Source organism: Pseudoalteromonas sp. SR44-5 (assembly GCF_014163675.1).
In the GTDB taxonomy this organism is placed as follows: Bacteria; Pseudomonadota; Gammaproteobacteria; order Enterobacterales; family Alteromonadaceae; genus Pseudoalteromonas; species Pseudoalteromonas rhizosphaerae.
This window is the reverse complement of sequence record NZ_JACJDT010000007.1, coordinates 26,964-50,023: the sequence shown is the minus strand read 5'-3', so window position 1 is coordinate 50,023 and position 23,060 is coordinate 26,964. Positions and strand designations below refer to the sequence as shown.

Sequence of the window (23,060 nt, the reverse complement as noted above, 5' to 3'; positions counted from 1 at the left end):
GTATCACTTGTTCTATGAAGTGCAATCAATAGCATAATAAATAACAGAGACAAAAAAACGACCCAACAAATTAATGCTGGGCCGGTATAGCAAACTGGGGAGAAGCTATCAATACGAGCACCCTTTCGAGTGCATCATCAACAGGATGTCCTACAGGATGAGGACGACGCGGACTTTACCAAACTAACCATGATAAATAAACTAAATACAGGTACTAACTAGTCGAATTGATAAACATATAACTAATACTACAAATTGCATGTTAATTTAACTTAATATTAACATTGAATTTCAGCTCAAAATTTGCTCTATTAACTAATTAGAATAAAAAATCCACACACTTTGTCTGTAAACAGCAGTTCAAAGCGTGATCAAACACACACAATAAAAGAGCACTGATCATGAAAAAAATAACCACTCTATACTTATGCTGCCTGCTATTTATCTTCAGTAATAGCGCTAATGCAGGCTATACCCAAACTAAATACCCAATTGTATTAGCACATGGCTTGATGGGTTTTGACGATGTATTAGGTGTCGATTATTTTTATCGGGTACCAGCAAGCCTCAGTCGTGATGGCGCACAGGTTTTCGTCACGGCCGTATCCTCGCTGAATAGTTCTGAACAACGAGGCGAGCAGTTACTACAGCAAGTTGAACAGATTATTGCACTAACTGGTACAACAAAAGTAAATCTCATTGGTCATAGTCAAGGTGCGCAAAGTATTCGCTATGTTGCCTCACTACGCCCCGACTTAGTTGCCTCAGCGACCAGTGTTGGCGGTGTTAATTTTGGTAGCCCTGTTGCTGATGTGGTGCGCCAAGGACTGACTCCTGGATCTAAGCTAGAAGGTATAGCTAAAACAGCCTTTGATGCATTTGGCGGGTTAATCGCATTACTCTCTGACAATAGTCAGTTACCACAAGATGCGCTTGGTGCACTGGAGAGCTTAACCACTGAGAGCGCGCTGGCCTTTAATCAAAAATATCCAGAAGGCCTACCTGCTGAGCAATGCCAGCAAGGACCTATGTATGCCAGTAATGGCGTATATTACTTTTCTTGGAGTGGCACTCGAACTTTAACAAATATATTTGACCCATCAGATGCAGCACTGGCGATCACTGCAATACTGATCCCAGGCGATGACGATGGCTTAGTCTCTCGTTGTAGTAGCCATTTAGGTTATGTATTAAAAGATAATTACCGCATGAATCACCTTGATGAAGTGAATCAACTGATTGGCTTTCATCATTTATTTACAACCGATCCACTGACAGTCTACCGTCAACATGCTAATCGCTTGAAAAAATTAGGCTTATAAACAATGAAGCAGTTGCTCATTTTAGTGTTAGTGATATCTATCACTAGCACAGCTATGATTTTTTTACTCAGCGACGATAAGCTTACAAGTGCAACGCCACCACATATCGATCAACCGATGGCAATCGATAGCATTTTTGAACACGTTATTTTAGCTAGCCAAGAGTCCGGTGAGTTTAGTGCTTCGCAGGCTCTAGAACAGTGCGAGAAGTTAGCTGCATGCGAAATCAATAGTGAGCTATTTAATCGCTACCTCAGCTTTAAAATAGCGCTGGCAGAGCTGCAGCAACAACTCGCTCATTTGCCGCTAAGCGAACAATTAATTGCAATGATCGCTTTTCAACAACGCTACTTCAATGCAGCTGAAATTAATCTTTTATTTAACGATGATAATGAGTGGCAGCACTATACAATTGCCAAGCTTGAAATTAATCAGAACAACCATATTAGTGATGAATTAAAGCAACAATTGTTATCTAATTTAGAGGGCGAGCAACCTGAGCGTATTACCCAGGCACTTAAACCTAGTAACGATCTAAAAGCTTTAAACACTGAGCTAAAAGATGCCCTGCAACAACAAGACTACAATCAACTAGCAGCGGAATTTGGCGATGCTGCGGCAACAAGGTTAATCGCTCTAGAGCAACAGCGCCGGCAATGGCAAACATTGAGTGAGCAACTCACACAACAAATTAAACAGTTAAAGCAACACTATGAGCCACAACAAGCAGAGCAAAAAATTACCCAGCTACTTGATGAGCATTTAACCACAAATCAAAAGCGACGGTTTTTAGTGTTATATCCATTGCATTAAATGAGTGACCTACTATAGCGTTAAGAAAGTAGCCGAATGGCCACCTTTTAAAAAAAACTGACTACCCATTCACAGACATAAAAAAGCGCGGCTTCACTCAATGCAGCCGCGCTTATATGATTTAAAAAGCTCAGTGATTAATGGGCTTGTTGCCAATTATCTCCGCTATCAGCTTCAACCACTAATGGCACATCTAATTTCGCAGCATCAGACATTAACCGGCAAATTTCTGCGGTGTATTGCTCAACACACTCAGTTTTGATTTCAAATACCAATTCATCGTGTACTTGCATCAGTAATTTAACCGTATTCGGTGCTTGTTCATACACCCATTTGTTGACTGTTAGCATGGCTTTTTTGATGATATCAGCAGCGGTGCCTTGCATTGGTGCATTAATCGCAGCACGTTCGGCTCCTTTACGGCGCGCGCCATTACGGGCGTTGATCTCTGGTAAATGTAAGCGACGACCAAAAATAGTTTCAACATAGCCATTTTCAGCAGCTTTCTCACGGGTTGATTCCATGTACTCAAGCACACCAGGGAAACGTTCAAAATACTTATCAATGTAATGTTGCGCTTCATGGCGCGGAACATCAAGTTGACGTGCCAAACCAAATGCCGACATCCCATAAATTAAACCAAAGTTAACCGCTTTAGCTTTACGGCGCATATCCGTGGTTACATCTTCTAACTCAACACCAAACACTTCCGCAGCAGTTGCACTGTGTACATCAAGACCATTGGCAAACGCATTTAACAAGCCTTTATCTTGCGATAAGTGCGCCATGATACGTAGTTCGATTTGGCTGTAATCGGCAGCCACTATTTTATAGCCATCTGCAGCAATAAAAGCCTCACGAATACGGCGTCCTTCTTCTGAACGAATAGGAATATTTTGCAGATTAGGATCGCTTGAACTTAATCGGCCAGTTGCCGTTACCGCTTGATGATAAGAAGTATGCACACGCTTCGTTTGCTCATTCACTATCAGTGGTAATTTATCAGTGTAGGTTGATTTAAGCTTAGATAAACCTCGGTGCTCAATAATAACTTTAGGCAGCGGGTAATCGTGAGCCAACTCTTGTAGTACTTCTTCAGCTGTAGAAGGTGCGCCTTTTGGCGTTTTTTTAATAACTGGCAGTTCAAGTTTTTCAAACAACAATACTTGTAATTGCTTTGGTGAGCTTAAGTTAAATGGTTCACCAGCAATCTCATGCGCTTCTTTTTCCAGCTCAATTAAACGCTCACCCAAACGCTGGCTGTGCGCGGCAAGCATTTTGCTATCAATCGCAACACCGGTACGCTCAATATCTGAAATAACGCTGACAAGCGGCATCTCTATATCTTCAAATACCGATTTAAGCTTTTCATCGGCTGCAAGTTTCGGCCATAATACTTGGTGTAAACGAAGCGTAATATCCGCATCTTCTGCGGCATAAGGTGCCGCTTTATCAAGTTCGATTTGATTAAATGTCAGCTGCTTTTTACCTTTACCAGCAATGTCTTCAAAACTGATATTTTTATGGCCTAAATATTTTAGCGCCAACGAGTCCATATCATGGCGAGTACCAACACTATTAAATACGTAAGATTCAAGCATAGTATCGAATTTAATACCCTTTAGCTCAAAACCGGCATTAGCCAATACACTCTTATCATATTTTAAATTTTGACCAACTTTTGCTTTGTTTTCATCAGCTAAAATTGGCCCGATCTTCGCCATCACCGTCTCTAAACTTAACTGTTCGGGCGCGCCAGGATAATCATGGGCAACCGGTAAATACACGGCTTCGCCAGCTTTAACAGCAAAACTCATCCCGACAAGTTTAGCTTGCATGTAATCAAGGCTGGTTGTTTCAGTATCAAAGGCAAATAGTTCAGCGGCATTTAATTGCTCGACTAAAGTATCTAATTGCTCTGTTGTCAGGATTGTTTCATAGTGAGCATCAGCCACTTGCGGTAATTCATTCGCTTCACTGGGGACAGCCAAGTGAGTGTCTGCATCTTTTGGATTATCTAATAACTCAGCTAACCAGCGACGGAACTCACACTCGCCATACAAGGCAATCAGTTCATCGCGATTTGGCTCTTGCAATTTAAAGGTATCTAAGTCTGATTCAACTTCAACATCGCATTTAATGGTAGCCAGTTCATAACTTAGCGGTAAATGATCGACTGCGGCGGCAAGCTTTTCGCCGATCTTACCTTTGATCTCATCAGCATGATCAAGCACACCTTGTAATGATCCGTATTTTTGTAACCACTTAACCGCCGTTTTAGGGCCGCATCCATCGACACCTGGGATGTTATCTACTTTATCGCCCATCAAAGCTAAGTAATCGATGATCAGTTCAGGACCAACGCCAAATTTTTCAACCACAGTGTCTGGATCAGAAATACTGTCGGTCATGGTATTGATCAAAGTGACATGCTCATTCACTAACTGAGCCATGTCTTTATCACCGGTTGAGATCAATACATGGCGCTGCTGCTCTGAAGCAATACGGGCAAATGTACCAATCACGTCATCCGCTTCAACACCCTCAATACTAATAAGCGGAAAACCCATCGCCCTAATAATATCGTGCAGTGGCGCTATTTGCGTGCGCAAATCATCGGGCATTGGCGGGCGGTTGGCTTTGTACTCACTGTACATATCATTACGGAAAGTTTTACCTTTAGCATCAAAAACCACCACCATATGGCTTGGATCATACTGTTTGATCAGGCTTTTCATCATGTTAACAACGCCATAAATAGCGCCTGTTGCTTCACCTTTTGAGTTAGTTAAATGCGGTGGTGAATGATATGCACGGAATAAGTAGGAAGAGCCATCGACTAAAATAAGTGGATTTTCAGGGATCTGAGCCATGATGTAATTGGATCCTAAATGAGAGAAAACGAAATATCTGTAAGCATGCCATAAGGGCACGCATAAAACGACTGTGAATTAAGCTTTGTTTAAACCGTTAAATAAGAGTAAGTTGTGGATAACTATGTAGATAACACCCACAAGCTATTCCTCCAAAGTAATTTAAAACTACTTAGAAACAAGTTAAGTGTATGTTTTGTTTTAAAAAGATAATACGAGGTTCTTTTTTTATTATTTTTATCACAATGTGGAAAAACATTTTATTGCTTTGCTTGATTGTGGCTTTTTACAACTAAAAAACGGTTAATTCATTCCTTATAAATAACCGGACGAGCATTCTATCACAATGGATCAAAGATCATAGCGATCCTTTATAATTTTTTCCTATTAGCCAACTTAAAAAAAAGCATATAGCGCGTTTTTGCTCTGCCTCGAGTGGATTGATCAAATAAAAATAATCTTTAACTCATCATTATTGATGATCACAAAATGATCTTAATAAGGCCATAACAGTCAGCAAAAGTCATGCTAAACTGACTTTATGAATAATAAATAAGGGCATAGTATATGAAAAAAATAGCTGTAATTTTAGCAGGTTGTGGAGTTTATGACGGTGCAGAAATCAACGAAGCCGTATTAACGTTATTACATATTGCCAAAGCCGGAGCAAGCTACCAGTGTTTTGCCCCTGATATTGAGCAATTGCACACGATCAATCACCTGAATGGGGAACAAATGACCCCTAACCGGAACGTATTAGTCGAAGCGGCACGCATTGCCCGTGGCGATATCAAAGCGTTAACACTGTTAGATGCTAATGACTTTGATGCTTTGATTGTGCCTGGTGGATTTGGCGCGGCTAAAAACCTGTGTGATTTTGCGATCAATGGTGCGCAAGCACAATTAAACCCTGAAATGCTCCGTGCTGCTAAAGCATTTGCGAATGCCAAAAAACCAGCAGGCTATATGTGCATTGCTCCAGCAATGATCCCATTGATCTACAGTGCTGGCGTAAAAACCACTATTGGTAATGATGTTGATACTGCCAACGCACTACAAAGTTTAGGCGCTCAACACATTAATTGTGCAGTAGATGATATTGTAATTGATGAGCAACATAAACTCGTAAGCACTCCAGCTTACATGTTAGCGCAATCAATTTTAGATGCTGATGCAGGTATTGAAAAACTAGTCGCTGCGCTTTTGAAAATGAGCTAATTAGGTGCTAAAAAAACCGCAAATCAGTCATTCTAAAGTAGCTGCTTTGTTGCGCTGGCGCAAAAAAATAGTGTTTTTTCATAAGAAAAATACATCGTAGCGTTTTATAAATTGCGGCTTAGCGTTATAATCGTTCTAAATTCCGTCATCTATCGTGATTGATCACGTTCAAATCGAAGTGAGCAAGGCAAAATGAAAAAACTATCAGCAGCATTATTATTGCTAGCAACCACCGCATACGCACAGCCATATGATAACTCTATGACTGAAGATGCGATCAAAAAACGTATCGCGCCTATAGGTGCCGTTTACTTTGAAGGCGATAAAGCAGCAGTTGCTGAAGTGCCAACAGGTCCTCGTACCGGTGAACAAGTTTACCAAGGTGCGTGCTTTGCATGTCATGGTACTGGCGCACTTGGTGCACCAAAATCAGCAGATGACTGGGCTCCACGCTTAGCGAAAGGCGCTGACACGCTTCTAAGTCATGCAATTAATGGTTTTAATGCAATGCCACCACGCGGTACATGCATGGATTGCTCAGATGATGAAATAAGCGCAGCTATTGATTTTATGAGCAAAAAATAATACTTAATTCTGTACTGTTTTTTTATTAAGGCTGATTTTTATCAGCCTTTTTCATTATAAAAATAAATATCCCCACACCTTTATCACTACTTATTATTATCATTTTCTAATACTATTGGCCGCTTGACGATTCAGCAAAAAAGTGAAAATATAAGTCCAATAAATATACAATAATAAAAATCGGTTTAATGTCACTGGAAGATATAACAGCTTTACTACATAAGCTGGAGCATAAAAATAATCGTTTAAAAGCTCTAGTCCAAAAGTATAAGCAATCCCACCACTTACAAAATGCCCTGATCCAATTATCAGAGCAAGCTAGTTCTGTTGCCGAATTAACGCTACTTTACCCTGCTATTCATGATATTTTGCAAGATTATATGCCAAGTAAAAGTTTTTACGTGGTGCTGTTAAATCAATTTAGTAACACCCTTGAACTCTCTTACTTTGCTGATGAAAAAGATGGTATCTCTGTGCCACTTAATCAAGATAATAATTTTATCCAAGGTGTCACTGGGTATGTTTTTAAACAAGGTAAAACCACCTACTTCCAAGGTGATGAAATGCAGGCTGCTGCCAACAAGGGGTTATTTAAATTACTTGGCACACCAGCAGAACATTGGGTAGGCGTGCCGGTATACCGAGAACAAAGCATTATTGGGGTGCTTGTCGCACAAAGTTACGATAAACAACAAAACTACTCTGAGCAACAAATCGAGCTATTAGAAGTAATGTCGCTCTACTTATCAACGGCTATCGAGCGGGTAAAAAAACGCGAACTATTAGAGTCTGAAGTAAAAATAAGAACTCGCGCATTAACGCAAAGTAATGAAGCACTTAACCTCGAAGTAGAACAACATAAAAAAACCCTCGCACGGCAACATATTCTGTTTAAAATTTCAGAGCTAGCGACGCAAACAAAGCATATTGATGAAGTATATCAACAAGTACATGAAATAATAAAATCAATAACTTACGCTGAGAATTTATACATTGCATTGTATGATCGCGAAACGGGTTGGTTAAACTTTCCGTACTGTGTGGATGAATATAGAGATAACACTCAACCGCGCCCTTTCGCCAAAGGTTATAGCGAATTAGTGTTACGTACCGAACAAACTCAACTCATTGATTGTACCCGAGCACAAAAACTGCTTAAATCCGGTGAAGTAGAAAGACCAGGGCAAGTCAACACTTCAAACTCAGCAACTAGCTGGTTAGGTGCGCCATTAAAAACAGCGCAAGGTGTGATTGGCTTAATAACTTGCCAAGCCTACAATCATAAGCATATTTTTAATCAAGACGACTTTGAATTAATTACCTTTGTATCGCATCAAATAGCGACTGTATTACAAGCACATTTAGCTGCTCAAGCCTTAAAACAAAGCCATCAACAATTAGAGTTTCGAGTTGCTGAAAAAACCAAAGAGATCCTCCAAACCAATATGCATTTACAAATGCAAATTGAAGAGCGCAAAAAAATAGAGCAACAGCTTTATCATGATGCCCACCACGATCCACTTACTGGCTTGCCTAATCGCAGTCTGTTTTTAACCCAATTAGAAAAAACTCTACAGCATTATCAACGTTACCCTGAACAACAGTTTGCTGTGCTGTTTATTGATTTAGACAAGTTTAAGGATATTAACGATCAACTTGGTCATCAAGCCGGTGATCAGTTTTTAATTAGCGTCAGTGAGTCTTTTTCACAATGTATTCGGGAGCACGATTTACTTGCGCGCTTAGGTGGCGATGAGTTTGTAATTTTATTAACGCACTTAACCGATCGCCAACAAGCCGAAGATGTTGCTAAGCGATTAATTGAACTGATGAAAAAACCATTTTGTATGAAAGGTATTTGTGTACAAAGTGGTGCCAGTGTCGGTATTACCTACTCAAAAACAAACTACAAGCACACGGATGAAATTATTCGTGATGCTGATGCTGCCATGTATTATGCAAAAAATGCTGGTCGCAGCCGGTTTGAGTTTTACCATCCACTGCTTAGTGCCGGCACAAGCCCATATGAGTTGGAAACCAGTCATCACTTAGACTCTTTACCAATGCATTTTCGCTGCTCTGAAATTATTACACTTGATGAACAGCATCAATCAGAATCATTGCTTGAGGCATTTGGCGAACACCCAGTACTTGGCAGCACCAGTTTTGAAATATTAAAGAAGTTTGCCGCTGATAAAGCACAACAGCTGGAAGTGGAATTACAGTTATTAACCAAGGCGTGCCAGCAGATCAAAACGGCACAACTGCAAATGGTGTTATTCCCTTGCTCGGGTTTATTACTGGAGAAAAATGAATTTCAGGCGTTATGCTTAACAATGCAAAAGCACAGCATAACAAAACAAATTTGTTTATTATTTAACGAACAAGAGATCCGTTACGCTTCAGCGGTGCAAATTAGTAATTTAAAAATGCTAAGTGAACAAGGCTATTCGATTGGCTTAAATGATTTTGCTAAAGATCGCTGCGAACTTAATTTACTTTGCGATCTTAATTTCGATTATTTATTACTTAGCTCTACCTTTAGTAAGCGAGTGTTACAACAACAAAGCTTTGATTTACAACTACAAGGTGTACTAGCAATAACTAAGATAAAACAAATAAAAGTAATCGCGAAAGGCCCTTCAATATTAAATTATAGAGCCTTACTCGACACTCATGGTTTATCGCTATTTATTGGTAGGCAGCATGCAATTAGTTCCACAGCAACACTCCCAGCTGACTCTTCGAACGAGCAAATTTTAAATTAACGATATGCGTCGCGGATAACCAGTTTATTATCCGCAGTTTAGATGAACTACTCAGGCTTTTTCAGCATGGCACGTAAATTAGCGACTCTGGCTTGGCCCTTTTCCATTCGTTCGGCTTGCGTATTTGGCGCTTTTTTATTTTCAAATGCTAAATCATCTTGCGGTAGCTCTTGTATAAAGCGGCTCAACTCGGTTTGTGATGTTTCGCCAAATTGACGACGAATTTTTGCATAGGTCATGGTCAGCTCTTGCTGAGCACGAGTGATCCCCACATAGGCTAAGCGACGCTCTTCATCAACGTTTTCTTCATCAATACTTACTTGATGCGGTAATAAGCCCTCTTCCATGCCGACCATAAATACGTAAGGATACTCCAAGCCTTTAGAGGCATGTAACGTGAGTAATTGCACCGCATCGGCTTCATCTTCTTCTTCGTTACGTTCTAACATGTCACGCAACGTTAACTTACTCACCACTTCAGCAAGCGTCAACGGCGGATTATCCGCATCACCTGTGAGCATATCTGTGATCCAACGGTACAACTCAGAAACATTCTTCATGCGCATTTCTGCGGCTTTCGCACTCGGTGATGACTCGTATAAATAAGCTTCGTAATTTATTTGTCTGACTAAATCTTTTACCGCTTCAAGGGTATCACCACGTACCGCATTATCTGACAGCTCAACTACCCAACGTGCAAATCCGGCCAACGAGTTTAAACCACGACCTTTTAAGCGATAACCTAAGTCGTTATCAAAACAGGTGGCAAATAAACTGGCATGTTTTTCATTGGCTAAGGTACCCAACTTTTCCAGCGTAACTGTGCCTATTTCACGGCGCGGAGTATTCACAATACGTAGAAACGCATTATCGTCATCTTGATTCACCAATAAGCGCAAGTACGCCATTATATCTTTGATCTCAGAGCGTGAGAAAAACGACATTCCGCCACTGATCTTGTAAGGTATTCGGTTACTCATTAACGACTTTTCAAAGCCACGCGCTTGGTGATTACCACGGTATAAAATAGCGTAATCTTTATAACTGGTGCGCTTCATAAATTTATGCGAGATGATCTCGGCGACGACCCGCTCTGATTCATGCTCTTCATCACGACAGCCAATCACTTTGATCGGCTCGCCATTTTCTAACTCACTAAACAGTTTTTTATCAAATTCATGAGGGTTATTGGCAATCAAGATATTAGCAGCTTTTAAAATACGCTTCACACTGCGATAGTTTTGCTCAAGCTTAATGAGTCGTAAACCTGGAAAGTCTTTGCTTAATAACACTAAGTTTTGTGGTCGTGCACCGCGCCATGAATAGATTGATTGGTCGTCATCGCCTACCACGGTAAAACGCGCACGCTCACCCACAAGCAACTTAACTAATTGATATTGACTGGTATTGGTATCTTGATATTCATCCACCAGCAGGTAACGGAAACGTTGTTGCCAGCGCTCACGCGAGGTTGCATTATTGATCAGTAATAAGGTGGGGATCATGATCAAGTCATCAAAATCCAAAGCATTATAGGCGCGTAACTGGGTTTGATAACGCGCATATAATTGCGCAAATAGCGCTTTTTGTGGCTCTCGGGCTTCGCGAATCGCTTGCTCTGGTAAAATAAGCTCGTTCTTCCAGCTGCCTATTTGCATTTTTAATAGATTGAGTAAATCTTTGTCTTTTTTTAGCTCTTCTTCAGTTAAGTCAGCAATTAATTGCCCGGTATCTTGATCATCAAATAATGAAAAGCCAGGTTTAAAACCCAGCGTTGTTAGTTCTTTTTTAATGATCTCAAGGCCTAAGGTATGAAAGGTAGATACCCACAAGCCTTTTGACTCTTTTTTACCTAACGTTTGAAAAACTCGCTCGCGCATCTCTTTCGCCGCTTTATTAGTAAAGGTCACCGCGGCAATATTACGTGCTTGATACTCACATTTTTGTACTAAGTAAGCGATTTTATTAGTAATTACACGAGTTTTTCCTGATCCCGCCCCCGCCAGCACTAGGCATGGACCACTAATATATTTTACCGCTTCATCTTGTTTAGGATTGAGTTTCATATCGACCAAAGAGATTGCATTAAAGACGGGCAATTTTAACGTAATCACTACAATACGCCTAGCCAATAAGGTAACATTAGCCATTATCATTTACGCGACAGTAAGGGACAGACATGATCAACCCAGCAAAACTTGAAGAAATTGCCAAACAGATTTCCAGTAACATGCCGCAAGGCGTTAAAAACCTTGCCGATACGTTTGAAGCGAAAACCAAACAAGCTATTCAAAATAAGCTTGCTGAGATGGACTTTGTCAGCCGTGAAGAATTTGATGTACAAAGCCAAGTACTAATTCGCACCCGCGAAAAGCTCGTTGCATTAGAAGCGAAAGTTGCACTACTTGAGCAACAACTCAGTAGCAATAAGCAAAGCGAGCAACCAGAATAATACCGTTTTAGTTATTACTTCAGGCAGCTTCGGCTGCTTGATTTGTTTTACGCCTTGCATACAGCTCAACATCTATATACGATACGTATACGTTTTATATATAGGCACTGTTATGGGTATCGTAAAAATCAGCGACCAACTGCACGAAGAGATCCGCAAAGCCAGTACCACTATGGTACGTTCTATAAACTCTCAATCTGAATACTGGATAAAGATAGGCATGCTAGCTGAGCTTAATCCAACCATGACCTACGCCGAAATAATCAAACAGCAACTTGCACAAGCCGATGTAACAGCAGGAGAATCTTTGCATGAGTGAAATAATTATTAAAACTCCCGCACAAATAGAGCTAATGCGTGAGTCTGGTCGCCTACTGGCAAAGGTATTTGCCTATTTAGATCAACAGGTCAAAATCGGCATCACCACCATGGAGATCAATGATTTAGTAGAGCGCTATATTGTTGATGAGCTTGCTGCGCGTCCTGCCAGCAAAGGCCAGTACGATTATCCTTATGTGTTAAACAGCTCAGTAAATGAAGTAGTCTGTCATGGTTTTCCAGACCCTAAACGCGCATTAAAATCAGGCGATATCGTCAATTTAGATATTACCCTTGAGAAGAATGGCTTTATTGCCGATTCAAGTAAAATGTATATGCTTGGTGAAGTGTCTCCGTTGGCCAAGCGCTTAGTCGAAAAAACTTATCAAGCAATGTGGCAAGGCATCAAGCTCGTAAAACCGGGAGTGAGGTTAGGCGATATAGGCAACGCTATCGCTAATTTTGCCCATACTAATGGCTATAGCGTTGTACGTGAATACTGCGGACATGGTATTGGCGAGCAAATGCACGAAGAGCCGCAAGTTTTACATTATGGTAAACGCAATACCGGCATTGAACTTAAAGAAGGTATGACCTTTACCATTGAGCCAATGATCAACCAAGGGGCGGCAAAAGTAAAAACTAAACCGGATGGCTGGACTGTGGTTACTCGTGATAAAAAGCTTTCTGCGCAGTGGGAGCACACCATAGTCGTCACCGCTGACGGCTATGAAGTACTGACTTTACGCGAAGAAGAAATCGCTATTGCGACGGTATAAGTCAGGTTAACACCATGGCCATTTTATTAGTAAATGATCCATTGCCCCATTTGAGCTTTCAAAAATTCGCACCCGATCAACGCTTAGCTGATTGGGTGCAGTGTTATTGGAAAATAGGTTCAACCACTACACAAACAACACAGTTATTTACAGAAAAGCTCTACCCTGATGCTGGCGCAAGCCTAACAATTGATTTTAGCAACGCGACACCCGTTATTACCTTCGCATTTAATCGTCAAACGCAGGCAATAACTTTCAGCAATCAGGATTATTTAGTTAGTATTCGTTTTGCGCCTACTGGTGCTTATCACTTATTAGGTATAACGCTACACGAATTAGCTGAAGGAAATTATCTACTCGGGGAAGATTTTACCCCAAGCTGGTATCACAGTTTAATAGCATGTGTTGAACAAATGCAAAGCAGTCCACTAACCAGCCAACTGTATTTACTCGAGCAGTGGTTACTCAGCCAAGCAATTAGCAATCAACTCGTAACAAGCAATACAATTAAAGTGATCAAGCAGCTTATTCAACTCAATAATTCCACCAGCTGTGTAGGCAAGCAACTTGGCTTGACACGTCGTACTCTTGAGCGTCGCTTGAAAAAAGAAGCCGGGGTTAGTCCAGCTCAATTACAGCAATTTTACCGACTAAAAGCCGCACGCACGCTTCTAGCTGACAGCCAAACACCGATAACAGATATAGCCTTGCAATGTGGCTATTATGATCATGCTCACTTTTGTCATGCCTTTCATAATTTTACTTTTGAAACACCACTGCAATATCGCAAGCGAAAAACACCGAAAGTATAGAGGGTGTTTTCATCACACAAAAAACACATCGACTTAGCCTTTAAACTAAGATTACAATTACTGAAGGTAGCCCGCGCCCAGATAAGACGCAGTGCTTAGGTTACGTGCTTATTCTACTACGTAACGTTCAAACACTTTAAGCCCAGCACTTTTATAGTTAACATCAACTTCATCGGCACAAGTAACTACTGACTCTAAGTCGTGTAAGTGACCGTTTGCTAGACCATAAACCCAACCATGAATAGTTAACTCCTGACCACGCTGCCATGCTTCTTGGACGATATTAGTACGGCATACATTGCGTACTTGCTCAATCACATTCAATTCAATCAAGCTATTGAGACGATCTTTTTCTGCGAGTGCATTGATCTTTGAGGTGTATTTTTCTTTTACATCACCGACGTGACGAAGCCAGTTATCAATTAAACCAAACTTAGCATCTTTGAGTACTGCCTGAACACCACCACAGCCATAGTGACCAACAACCATGATATGTTTAACTTTTAACACTTCAACGGCGTACTGCATCACTGATAAGCAGTTATGATCGGTATGCACCACCACATTCGCCACATTACGATGAACAAATAGCTCACCCGGCATTAGATCAACGATTTCATTAGCCGGTACGCGAGAGTCCGAACAACCAATCCACAGGTATTCTGGGTTTTGCTGCATGGATAGAATTTTAAAAAATTCTGGATCATCTTTACACGTTCGTTCAGCCCAGCGTTTATTGTTTTCAAATAAGTTTTTTAATTTTCTCATTACATCTCTTTTCTGTCTTTGACGGTAGCTTGGATCAAGATATTACGTGGCGTTAATTGTTTTTCGCAAAACGTCTGCACACTGACTTGATAACCTTGTTGTTGCAAATATAAAGCACGATCGAGCACAAGCCAAACCTCAATTGCTCTTCTAAACACATGACGGACCAGTTCGATACGTTCAGTGACTTTTTTGCGCATTTCGCCTTTTTTTAAAAAGGATTCATAATCAATACCTTGCGGTATATCTAGCGCCTTTTTCTCCGCGGCCCATGCACAAAAAGCTTTAAATGAATCTGAAAAAATAGCTTTGTTAACTGAGGGCACACTGACGTAGTTTTGTTCGCTGGTGAGACTTTTGCGTAAAGCATCAAAACCCAATCGCCATTGCACTTCAGTTTTACGAACTTTATCTACCCGAGAAGGCGCTGTCACCGTCTCTTGTAGTGCTAATTTTAAATCACGATGCGTTAACTGCAGTTGACTACGCTTACCGGCATCGCTCATAGCTTGATAATCATTCGGGGTGAATAAGTGATAGCAACACGGCGATAGACTGATTTTTTGCGTTTGCGCGCTAGCCGCGTTACTCATAAACGTCTGATGTAACGCTCCGCAAGCATGCAGCGCTACGGCATGTTGTGCTTGTTGAAAATACTCAGTTACATCATCTTTAAGTACATCTGCTTGGCTAAAGTGCATGGCTAACCCTTGTTGCAGAGCACTTTGCTGACCTTGTTCACATAAATGTTGTTGCAGTTCGATGCTGTGCACACTCGGCGCACGGTTAAATGCCAGCATACGTCCTAAATGGCCTTTCCCTGCACACCATTCTAATACAGGTAATTGTGATTCTTGGCCAAGCGCACAGACAAAATCTTGCAGCTGTGCAAACTTGCGCCCTTTAATACCATTGCTGATCCAAAACGGATATTCGCAACGCGTAGTGGAGGCTTGAGGTAAGTCACACAATGTAGCTAAGTTATTGACTACGGGAATATACGGGCTAAAAAATTGATACAAGGCATCTTGATTGCTATCGAGTTCAGCAACTTGTTGATCGCTCAACAGCGTTAATGGTTGTTCTAATTCAGGCCATGGCAGCTGATCAAAATCGAATGCAGTGCATTGCCAATAGTGGCGAGTACTATGTAATAAGTTATCTAGGGCTGTAAACTGCTCAGCAAGGCTCATGTGATTTTAGCGATGGTCATTTCATTTATGCATTATACGCTTTTTCTGAACATCAAGCGTAAATAAAGTGGTATCGATAACAAACTAATTATAATTGCTGTAATAAGCATCCACGACATTTTAATTTTTTCAGGTTCAACATACTGGTAAATAAAGCCATCTTGCGCCTGATTAAAGGCATCTTGCTCAATCCCGTATAGATCAGCAATCAACCGCCATTTCGCTATCGACATAGATCCTAAATTAGTGCCAGGTGGTAAAATATAATCACTCAATACTTCAGCTTCATAGGCAAGCTGAGAAAAGCTTTTATCAGGTGCGTATTGGTGTTGAGTTAATGCAATTGTTTCATCCATATGCATCATTGCATAGCGCCAGCCCTTTAAGCTGGCCTGATAAAATGCTTCAACTGTTTGCGGATGTTGTTCGAGCATATTTTCTGTGGTGTAAAGAATATCGCTATAAACATTAATTCCATACTTCTGCGGGCAAATAAGTCTATAGTCGATGCCTTGCTCACGCATTATATACGGCTCATTAGTCACGTACACTTGCATCGCATCAATACTCCCAGCTAACCAATCCGTAATGCTGTTACCACTTTCATAAGAAGGTAAATTATTTGTTTGGATACCACTGCGTTCGAGCATTACCAATAATTCGGCATTTTCTTTGCGGCTGATACTGCTAAGACGCTTATTGACAAAATCCCGAGGATGAAAAATATCGGAGCTTTTTTTTACCATCCAACAATAAGGAGAAAATTGTAAAATAGCAGCCATTGCCACCAAGGGTTGACCTGCGATCCGTTGCTGTAAAATACCTGAGTGCCCGACCCCGAAGTGAGCTTGGCCAGCCAACACTTTACTAAAGGTATCTGGGTTCTCAGGATCTGCCGGTAAAATAGTGACGTTTAGCCCTGCCGCTTTGTAAAAGCCTTGTTGCTGAGCCATATAGTAACCAGAAAATTGAAATTGATGCGTCCACTTTAGTTGTAAAGTCACATCCGCTGCCGCAACACTTTGCCCGCTGAGTATAAGCAAAGTAGCATAAAGCTGAAATTTCAGTCCTTTTAATGACAAATCGTAATCTAATTAGTTGGCTAATATTGCTATAACTATAAACCCAAGACATTGAGTTTGCAAAGAGACAAAAAAGCACCTCAATTGAGGTGCTTGCTTATACTAAAACCACCTCAAGCTACAGAATTCGTATCTTGAGGTGGTTTTAGTATATATTTAATTATTAACCGCTTTCACCCTATCAATGGGACGTTGAGTAGTTAAAAATTGGGTAAAACATGGATTCAGTGTTTCATCTTGCACACTGTAACCTAAGCGATTTAAATGCTCGTTGAATACCTCATACTGACTAGGCTCAATCGCAAACCCTGCTAATACATTACCCATCGAACCACCATGATTACGATAATGAAACAAAGTAATATTCCAATTGCTACCTAAGGTATCTAAAAAGCGCGCTAGTGCGCCTGGATATTCAGGAAACTCAAAGCGTAATAACCGCTCATGCATCTGCTCAGGTGCTTTACCACCAACCATATAACGAACATGTAATTTAGCCAGTTCGTTATCTGATAAATCACAAAATTGATAGCCATTGGTGGTTAAATCAGCTGTCAGTTCATCTAACTCTTGCTGACCTTGGCGCAGTGCAACACCAACAAATATTTGCGCTTCACCAGGGCCTGCGTAACGGTAGTTAAATTCAGTAATTGCGCGACCACCTAATGAGGCGCAAAACTGTTTAAAGCTGCCTTTTTCTTCATTGATGGTTACTGCTAACAACGCTTCGTTTTTCTCTCCCAGCGCAGTACGCTCAGCCACATAACGTAAGCGGTCAAAGTTTAAGTTTGCGCCAGATAACACAGCTGCTAAATGCAGCCCTTTTTGGCCTGTTTGCTGACACCATTTTTTCAGCCCAGCCGTTGCCAGCGCACCTGATGGCTCAGCAATCGCACGGGTTGAAACAAAAATATCTTGCATCGCCGCACATATTTCATCACCGGTTACAGTGACTACTTCATCACAAAACTTTTGCGCTAAACGAAAGGTTTCGGTACCAATAATTTTTACCGCAACACCATCGGCAAAACTGCCAACCCGTTCAAGCTCGACGGGCTTGCCTGCTGCAAGTGCCGCTTGTAAACAGGCACTTTCATCAGCTTCTACACCGATTACTTTTATATCTGGGCGCAATGACTTTATATACACGGCCATACCAGCAAGTAAGCCACCACCACCAACTGGAATAAATACCGCATCAAGTTGATTAAGCTGCTGCATTAATTCACGTGCAACCGTGCCTTGCCCTACAATTACATCAGGATCATCAAATGGAGGAACAAATATGCCGTCGCGCTGCTCAGTAAGTTCTAGTGCATAAGCTTTGGCAGCATCAAAATGATGGCCATGTAAAACCACTTCGCCACCAAGCGCACGTACCGCATTGACTTTGATTTCAGGGGTCGTCACTGGCATTACAATCGTTGCTTGATGCCCTAAGTGTGACGCACTGAGCGCCACCCCTTGAGCATGATTACCTGCTGAGGCAGTGATCACCACTGAACCGGCTGGCAGTTTAGCCAGTTTGTTGTATGCACCACGCAGTTTAAACGAATAAACTGGCTGCTGATCTTCGCGCTTTAGCCATACTTGATTACCAAGACGAGCACTGAGTTCAGCCATTTCGCTAACCTCAGTAACTTTTGCCAGTGGTTCCATATTAGCCTGGATAATAGCGCGAAAATAATCGAGCTCTTGAGAAACCATAATTAACTAAGCTCCTCCAGTTTGGCTAAATCACGCACCGCGCCTTTATCAGCACTGGTTGCAAGTAGCGCATACGCTTTTAGCGCAGATGATACATAACGTTCACGATCGAGTGGTTTGTAAGCTTGTTTACCACGAGCAAGTTGCTTTTGCTTACGCGCTTCAAGTTCTTCATCTGTTAACGCTAACGTGATTTCGCGGGTAGCGATATCGATAATAATTTTATCGCCGTTTTCAACATAAGCAATGGCACCACCACTGGCCGCTTCTGGTGAAACGTGGCCAATTGATAAACCTGACGTACCGCCCGAGAAGCGACCATCGGTTATAAGTGCGCACTGCTCAGCCAAACCTTTTGATTTTAAGTAACTGGTTGGATAAAGCATTTCCTGCATGCCAGGTCCGCCTTTCGGTCCTTCGTAGCGAATAACGACTACGTCACCGGCTTTTACTTCGTCATTTAAAATGCCTTCAACTGAATCATCTTGTGATTCATACACCACGGCGGTGCCTTCAAAGTGTAGCATTTCATCAACCACACCCGCGCTTTTCACAATACAACCATCAACAGCTAAATTACCCGATAGTACGGCTAAGCCGCCATCTTGGCGAAACGCATGTTCAACGCTACGGATACAACCATGTTCACGGTCATTATCGCCTTCATCCCAACGACATTCTTGGCTCATTGCTTTGGTGGTACGAATGCCCGCAGGTCCCGCTCGGTAAAACTTTTGTGCTGCTTCGTTGTTTGGATCAGTGGCATCCCATTTTTTAACTAGCTCTGCCATAGTCATGCCAGCAACATGGTTTACCGACAGATCCACTAAGCCAGCTTTGCCAAGCTCGCGAATTATTGCCATCATGCCACCAGCACGATGCACATCTTCAATATGGTATTGCGCGGTTGCAGGCGCTACTTTGCATAAGAAAGGTGTTTTACGAGATAACGCATCAATGTGCGACATATCAAAATCAACACCGGCTTCTTGCGCAGCGGCAAGTAAATGCAATACGGTATTTGACGAGCCACCCATAGCAATATCAACCACCATGGCATTCATAAACGCGGTTTTATTAGCGATAGCACGCGGCAAGACTTCTTTATTATCTTTTTGGTAATACTCACGGCATAAATCAACAATTCGTGCACCGGCTTCAACATACAGTTGTTTACGATCTTTATGAGTCGCAAGTGTAGTGCCGTTACCAGGTAGTGCGAGGCCAATTGCTTCTAATAAACAGTTCATTGAGTTGGCGGTAAACATGCCCGAACACGAGCCACAGGTAGGACACGCTGAGCGCTCTACTTGCTCTGAGTCAGCATCACTTACTGATTCATCTGCACCTTTTACCATGGCATCCACTAAATCTAGTTTGATATCAATATTAGCAAGCTTAGTTTTACCGGCTTCCATTGGGCCGCCAGACACAAAGATTACTGGAATGTCTAAACGAAGTGCCGCCAGCATCATCCCAGGGGTGATTTTGTCGCAGTTAGAAATACAGATCATTGCATCGGCGCAGTGACCATTTACCATGTATTCAACTGAGTCAGCAATTAAGTCGCGCGATGGTAATGAATACAGCATACCGCCGTGGCCCATGGCAATACCATCATCAATGGCAATAGTATTAAATTCTTTTGGCACACCACCCGCTTGAGTAATGGTTTCTGCCATAAGCTCACTGAGTTGGTTAAGGTGCACATGACCCGGTACAAATTGCGTGAATGAGTTTACAACCGCAATAATCGGTTTGCCAAAATCGCTATCTGTCATTCCTGTTGCACGCCATAATGCACGAGCACCTGCGCGCTTTCGACCTTCAGTTGTTGTTGCACTTCTTAATTTAGCCATAGTTACCTCAGTGTTTGCAGTTACTTTTAATATGTAACTGACATCCTCATTCTTAAATTTTTATTGCTAAGGGGAAAAGACCCAATAGCCCTGTTGATTTAGTTTTTACAGCAAACTACATTGCTTGCTGTTGTAAATTTTCTAGCGTTACTTGCTTAACGTCCACCAGCTTATTGAGCTGTGTGGTTAATAAGTGAATTGGCTTATCACTGTCGACCGTCATAGCCACATGGTAATGACCATCATCCATATTCAATTGAAAATGGGTTAAATCAAAACCACGATGACGAACTACACGCAAAAAGCGCTCAACGGCGATACTTTGATTTTTTAAAGCGACTGTTAAACTGTGTTTCATTTTCCACTCTCCGTCATCATTTCGTCATTCGCGGCACCCGGCGGTACTAGCGGCCAAACATTTTCTTTATCGTCGATACAGGCATGTACTATATAAGGACCTTTACTATTCACTAATGCTGTAATTGCATCATCAACTTGGTTAGCGTGGGTGATCGTTTGCCCAGCGATACCAAATACGGCAGCCAATTGCACAAAATCAGGGTTATCTGATAAATCAGTTTCAGAATAACGCCCTTCAAAAAATAACTCTTGCCATTGACGAACCATACCTAAACGTTGGTTATCTAAAATTAATATTTTTACCGGTAAATTGTTACGACGAATAGTGGCTAACTCTTGAATGTTCATCATGATTGAACCATCACCAGAAACAGTGATCACAAAATCATTTGGTCGAGCGACTTGCGCACCAATGGCCGCAGGTAAACCAAAGCCCATAGTGCCTGCGCCACCACTACTTAAATGGTTGCTTGGATGACTAAACTTCATATGTTGTGCCACCCACATTTGGTGCTGACCAACATCACAACACACAACGCCTGTACTTGGCATCCGCTGGCTTAGTTGGCTTAATAAATACGGGGCATATACTTTTTCGCCCGGATAGTCATAACGCCATGCATGTTCAATCATCATCTCTTTGGCATGATCACGCCATGCTTGTTCTGTTACAAAGCACTCTAATTGCGGCAATGAGGTTTTTAAATCAGCAACTAATGATGCTTTAACTGGTTTACGCTTACCAATTTCAGCAGCATCTATATCTAAATGGATCACTTTTGCTTTAGCCGCAAACTTGCCTAAATTGCCTGTTACACGGTCATCAAAGCGCGCACCGATACATACGAGTACATCACACTCTTGTACCGCTAAATTTGCAGCTTGGCCACCATGCATACCCAACATACCTAAGTTATATTCGTAATCAGGTAATACACTGCCCAATGCTTTTAGCGTTGAAACCGCAGGCATGTGAGTTTTTTCTAAAAATTGCATTAGTTGTACTTGCGCATCAGCCGCCTGTACACCGCCGCCAACATAGGCAACAGGCCGTTTGGCTTCGCTTAATAATTGGTTAGCAATAGCCACTTGCTTTAAATCTAACACCGGTAAGTAATCATCAGCCGCAAGCCAAGGATGAAAAGGCACTTGCGCCATTTGAATATCTTTTGGTATATCTACTAACACAGGGCCTGGACGACCTGATTGCGCTAAATGCATGGCTTCTTGCAGTATTTCGGCTAAATCTTCAGGACGTTCAACCATATAACTGTGCTTAGTGCAGGATAATGACATACCTAATACATCAATCTCTTGAAACGCATCAGAGCCAATGGCAGCAGTTGGTACTTGGCCTGTGATCGCAAGTAATGGTACTGAGTCCATCATCGCATCAGCAAGCGCGGTGATTAAGTTAGTAGCCCCAGGGCCTGAAGTCGCAAAACACACCCCAAGTTTACCCGTGCTACGAGCAAAACCAACAGCAGCAAAACCCGCACCTTGCTCATGACGAGTGAGATAATGTTTAACCGGCGCACCATACAGCGCATCGTAAATTGGCATGATTGCCCCTCCAGGGTAACCAAATACTTCTTTTACGCCGTGTTTGGCTAATAAATCAATTGTTAACTCTGCGCCTGTCATTAAATAATCCTCATTCCTCAGTGACATATCTATACTTAACTATTGCTAAACCCTGAAACTAAAAAGCCCCCCGACTGGTTAAGTGCGGGGGGCTTTTATAATGCTTTACGTATTTTTAAAGCACTAAGTAGCCCCCGCGGTAATAATAATCACCACGACGTTAATAAGGACTAGGTTTAGTGCGTTTGTAAGCATGTAATAAATACCAAAATTTGTTAATTTACGAAGGAATTGCAACTCCCCCGCTGTCTTTTTATATTAGTACCGCGATGGGAGTGCTAAGTCAACCTTAAAATCAATCTAAAAAAACACTCACCAATCAATTTTAAAGGCATAAAAATCCAATATATAAGCCTAAATAGATTAATTTTCCTAATATATGAAGCTATTGATATTTCATACCTCGTTATAACCAATTACTGGTTTGATTAATTTTTGACGAAATCACAATAAATCATTCTTTTTTAAATCACCTCATTCAGGAAATGACTAGTTACCCTTAAGTGT

General features: G+C 41.5%; 18 protein-coding genes. 9 read left to right on the top strand and 9 right to left on the bottom strand.

Going from position 1 to position 23,060, the window contains the following annotated elements; genetic code table 11:
* The first annotated feature begins 401 nt into the window (after nucleotides 1-401).
* Together H5154_RS05655 and H5154_RS05650 are read left to right on the top strand one after the other, a co-directional pair.
* A complete protein-coding gene (locus H5154_RS05655) occupies nucleotides 402-1,322 on the top strand; it encodes a triacylglycerol lipase (RefSeq protein ID WP_182717679.1) in 921 nt (306 codons plus the stop codon).
* 3 nt (nucleotides 1,323-1,325) lie between these two features.
* On the top strand, nucleotides 1,326-2,135 hold the full coding sequence (locus H5154_RS05650) for a lipase secretion chaperone (RefSeq protein WP_182794221.1): 810 nt from the start codon (nucleotides 1,326-1,328) through the stop codon (nucleotides 2,133-2,135).
* 137 nt (nucleotides 2,136-2,272) lie between these two features.
* On the opposite strand, the gene polA is transcribed toward H5154_RS05650, so the two are convergent.
* Complete coding sequence (polA, locus tag H5154_RS05645) at nucleotides 2,273-5,008, bottom strand: DNA polymerase I (RefSeq protein WP_182717677.1); 2,736 nt, start codon at nucleotides 5,006-5,008, stop codon at nucleotides 2,273-2,275.
* Between the two features lie 567 nt (nucleotides 5,009-5,575).
* Here polA and elbB point away from each other — a divergent pair.
* The 3 genes from elbB to H5154_RS05630 all read left to right on the top strand — a co-directional run bounded on the left by elbB (nucleotide 5,576) and on the right by H5154_RS05630 (nucleotide 9,579).
* Nucleotides 5,576-6,226, top strand: coding sequence for an isoprenoid biosynthesis glyoxalase ElbB (elbB, locus tag H5154_RS05640; protein ID WP_149982603.1), 651 nt, complete (start codon nucleotides 5,576-5,578; stop codon nucleotides 6,224-6,226).
* A 192-nt stretch (nucleotides 6,227-6,418) separates the two neighbouring features.
* A complete protein-coding gene (locus tag H5154_RS05635; protein WP_149982602.1) occupies nucleotides 6,419-6,811 on the top strand; it encodes a cytochrome c5 family protein in 393 nt (130 codons plus the stop codon).
* Between the two features lie 188 nt (nucleotides 6,812-6,999).
* Nucleotides 7,000-9,579, top strand: a complete 2,580-nt coding sequence (locus H5154_RS05630) for a diguanylate cyclase domain-containing protein (protein ID WP_182717676.1) — start codon at nucleotides 7,000-7,002, stop codon at nucleotides 9,577-9,579.
* A 47-nt stretch (nucleotides 9,580-9,626) separates the two neighbouring features.
* Here the strand turns inward: H5154_RS05630 and rep are convergent, their stop codons facing one another.
* Nucleotides 9,627-11,645 carry a DNA helicase Rep gene (rep, locus tag H5154_RS05625; protein ID WP_145238754.1) on the bottom strand — a complete coding sequence of 673 codons (2,019 nt, stop codon included), beginning with the start codon at nucleotides 11,643-11,645 and terminating at the stop codon, nucleotides 9,627-9,629.
* A 113-nt stretch (nucleotides 11,646-11,758) separates the two neighbouring features.
* Between rep and ubiK the strand changes: the two genes are divergently transcribed.
* The 4 genes from ubiK to H5154_RS05605 all read left to right on the top strand — a co-directional run bounded on the left by ubiK (nucleotide 11,759) and on the right by H5154_RS05605 (nucleotide 13,940).
* Nucleotides 11,759-12,031, top strand: coding sequence for a ubiquinone biosynthesis accessory factor UbiK (gene ubiK / locus H5154_RS05620; RefSeq protein WP_145238407.1), 273 nt, complete (start codon nucleotides 11,759-11,761; stop codon nucleotides 12,029-12,031).
* Between the two features lie 112 nt (nucleotides 12,032-12,143).
* On the top strand, nucleotides 12,144-12,350 hold the full coding sequence (locus H5154_RS05615) for a ParD-like family protein (RefSeq protein WP_149982600.1): 207 nt from the start codon (nucleotides 12,144-12,146) through the stop codon (nucleotides 12,348-12,350).
* Entirely contained in the window at nucleotides 12,343-13,128 is a 786-nt protein-coding gene (map, locus tag H5154_RS05610) for a type I methionyl aminopeptidase (RefSeq protein WP_182717675.1), read from the top strand. The genes H5154_RS05615 and map overlap by 8 nt, the downstream gene beginning before the upstream one ends.
* A 14-nt stretch (nucleotides 13,129-13,142) precedes the next feature.
* The gene (locus H5154_RS05605; protein ID WP_182717674.1) at nucleotides 13,143-13,940 is read left to right on the top strand and encodes an AraC family transcriptional regulator; all 798 of its coding nucleotides are present in this window, start codon (nucleotides 13,143-13,145) and stop codon (nucleotides 13,938-13,940) included.
* Nucleotides 13,941-14,048: 108 nt separating this feature from the next.
* Here the strand turns inward: H5154_RS05605 and can are convergent, their stop codons facing one another.
* The 7 genes from can to ilvG all read right to left on the bottom strand — a co-directional run bounded on the left by can (nucleotide 14,049) and on the right by ilvG (nucleotide 22,553).
* Nucleotides 14,049-14,708, bottom strand: a complete 660-nt coding sequence (can, locus tag H5154_RS05600) for a carbonate dehydratase (RefSeq protein WP_145238393.1) — start codon at nucleotides 14,706-14,708, stop codon at nucleotides 14,049-14,051.
* Complete coding sequence (locus H5154_RS05595; protein WP_182717673.1) at nucleotides 14,708-15,901, bottom strand: methyltransferase; 1,194 nt, start codon at nucleotides 15,899-15,901, stop codon at nucleotides 14,708-14,710. Before H5154_RS05595 ends, can begins: the two co-directional genes overlap by 1 nt.
* A gap of 32 nt (nucleotides 15,902-15,933) precedes the next feature.
* Nucleotides 15,934-16,983, bottom strand: coding sequence for an ABC transporter substrate-binding protein (locus H5154_RS05590; RefSeq protein ID WP_182717672.1), 1,050 nt, complete (start codon nucleotides 16,981-16,983; stop codon nucleotides 15,934-15,936).
* Between the two features lie 156 nt (nucleotides 16,984-17,139).
* Nucleotides 17,140-18,690 (bottom strand): threonine ammonia-lyase, biosynthetic, encoded by a 1,551-nt coding sequence (ilvA, locus tag H5154_RS05585; protein WP_182717671.1) that lies wholly within the window; start codon nucleotides 18,688-18,690, stop codon nucleotides 17,140-17,142.
* 2 nt (nucleotides 18,691-18,692) lie between these two features.
* The gene (gene ilvD / locus H5154_RS05580; RefSeq protein WP_145238380.1) at nucleotides 18,693-20,549 is read right to left on the bottom strand and encodes a dihydroxy-acid dehydratase; all 1,857 of its coding nucleotides are present in this window, start codon (nucleotides 20,547-20,549) and stop codon (nucleotides 18,693-18,695) included.
* Between the two features lie 115 nt (nucleotides 20,550-20,664).
* The gene (ilvM, locus tag H5154_RS05575; protein WP_145238377.1) at nucleotides 20,665-20,907 is read right to left on the bottom strand and encodes an acetolactate synthase 2 small subunit; all 243 of its coding nucleotides are present in this window, start codon (nucleotides 20,905-20,907) and stop codon (nucleotides 20,665-20,667) included.
* Entirely contained in the window at nucleotides 20,904-22,553 is a 1,650-nt protein-coding gene (gene ilvG / locus H5154_RS05570) for an acetolactate synthase 2 catalytic subunit (protein ID WP_182717670.1), read from the bottom strand. The genes ilvM and ilvG overlap by 4 nt, the downstream gene beginning before the upstream one ends.
* Nucleotides 22,554-23,060 lie beyond the last annotated feature (507 nt).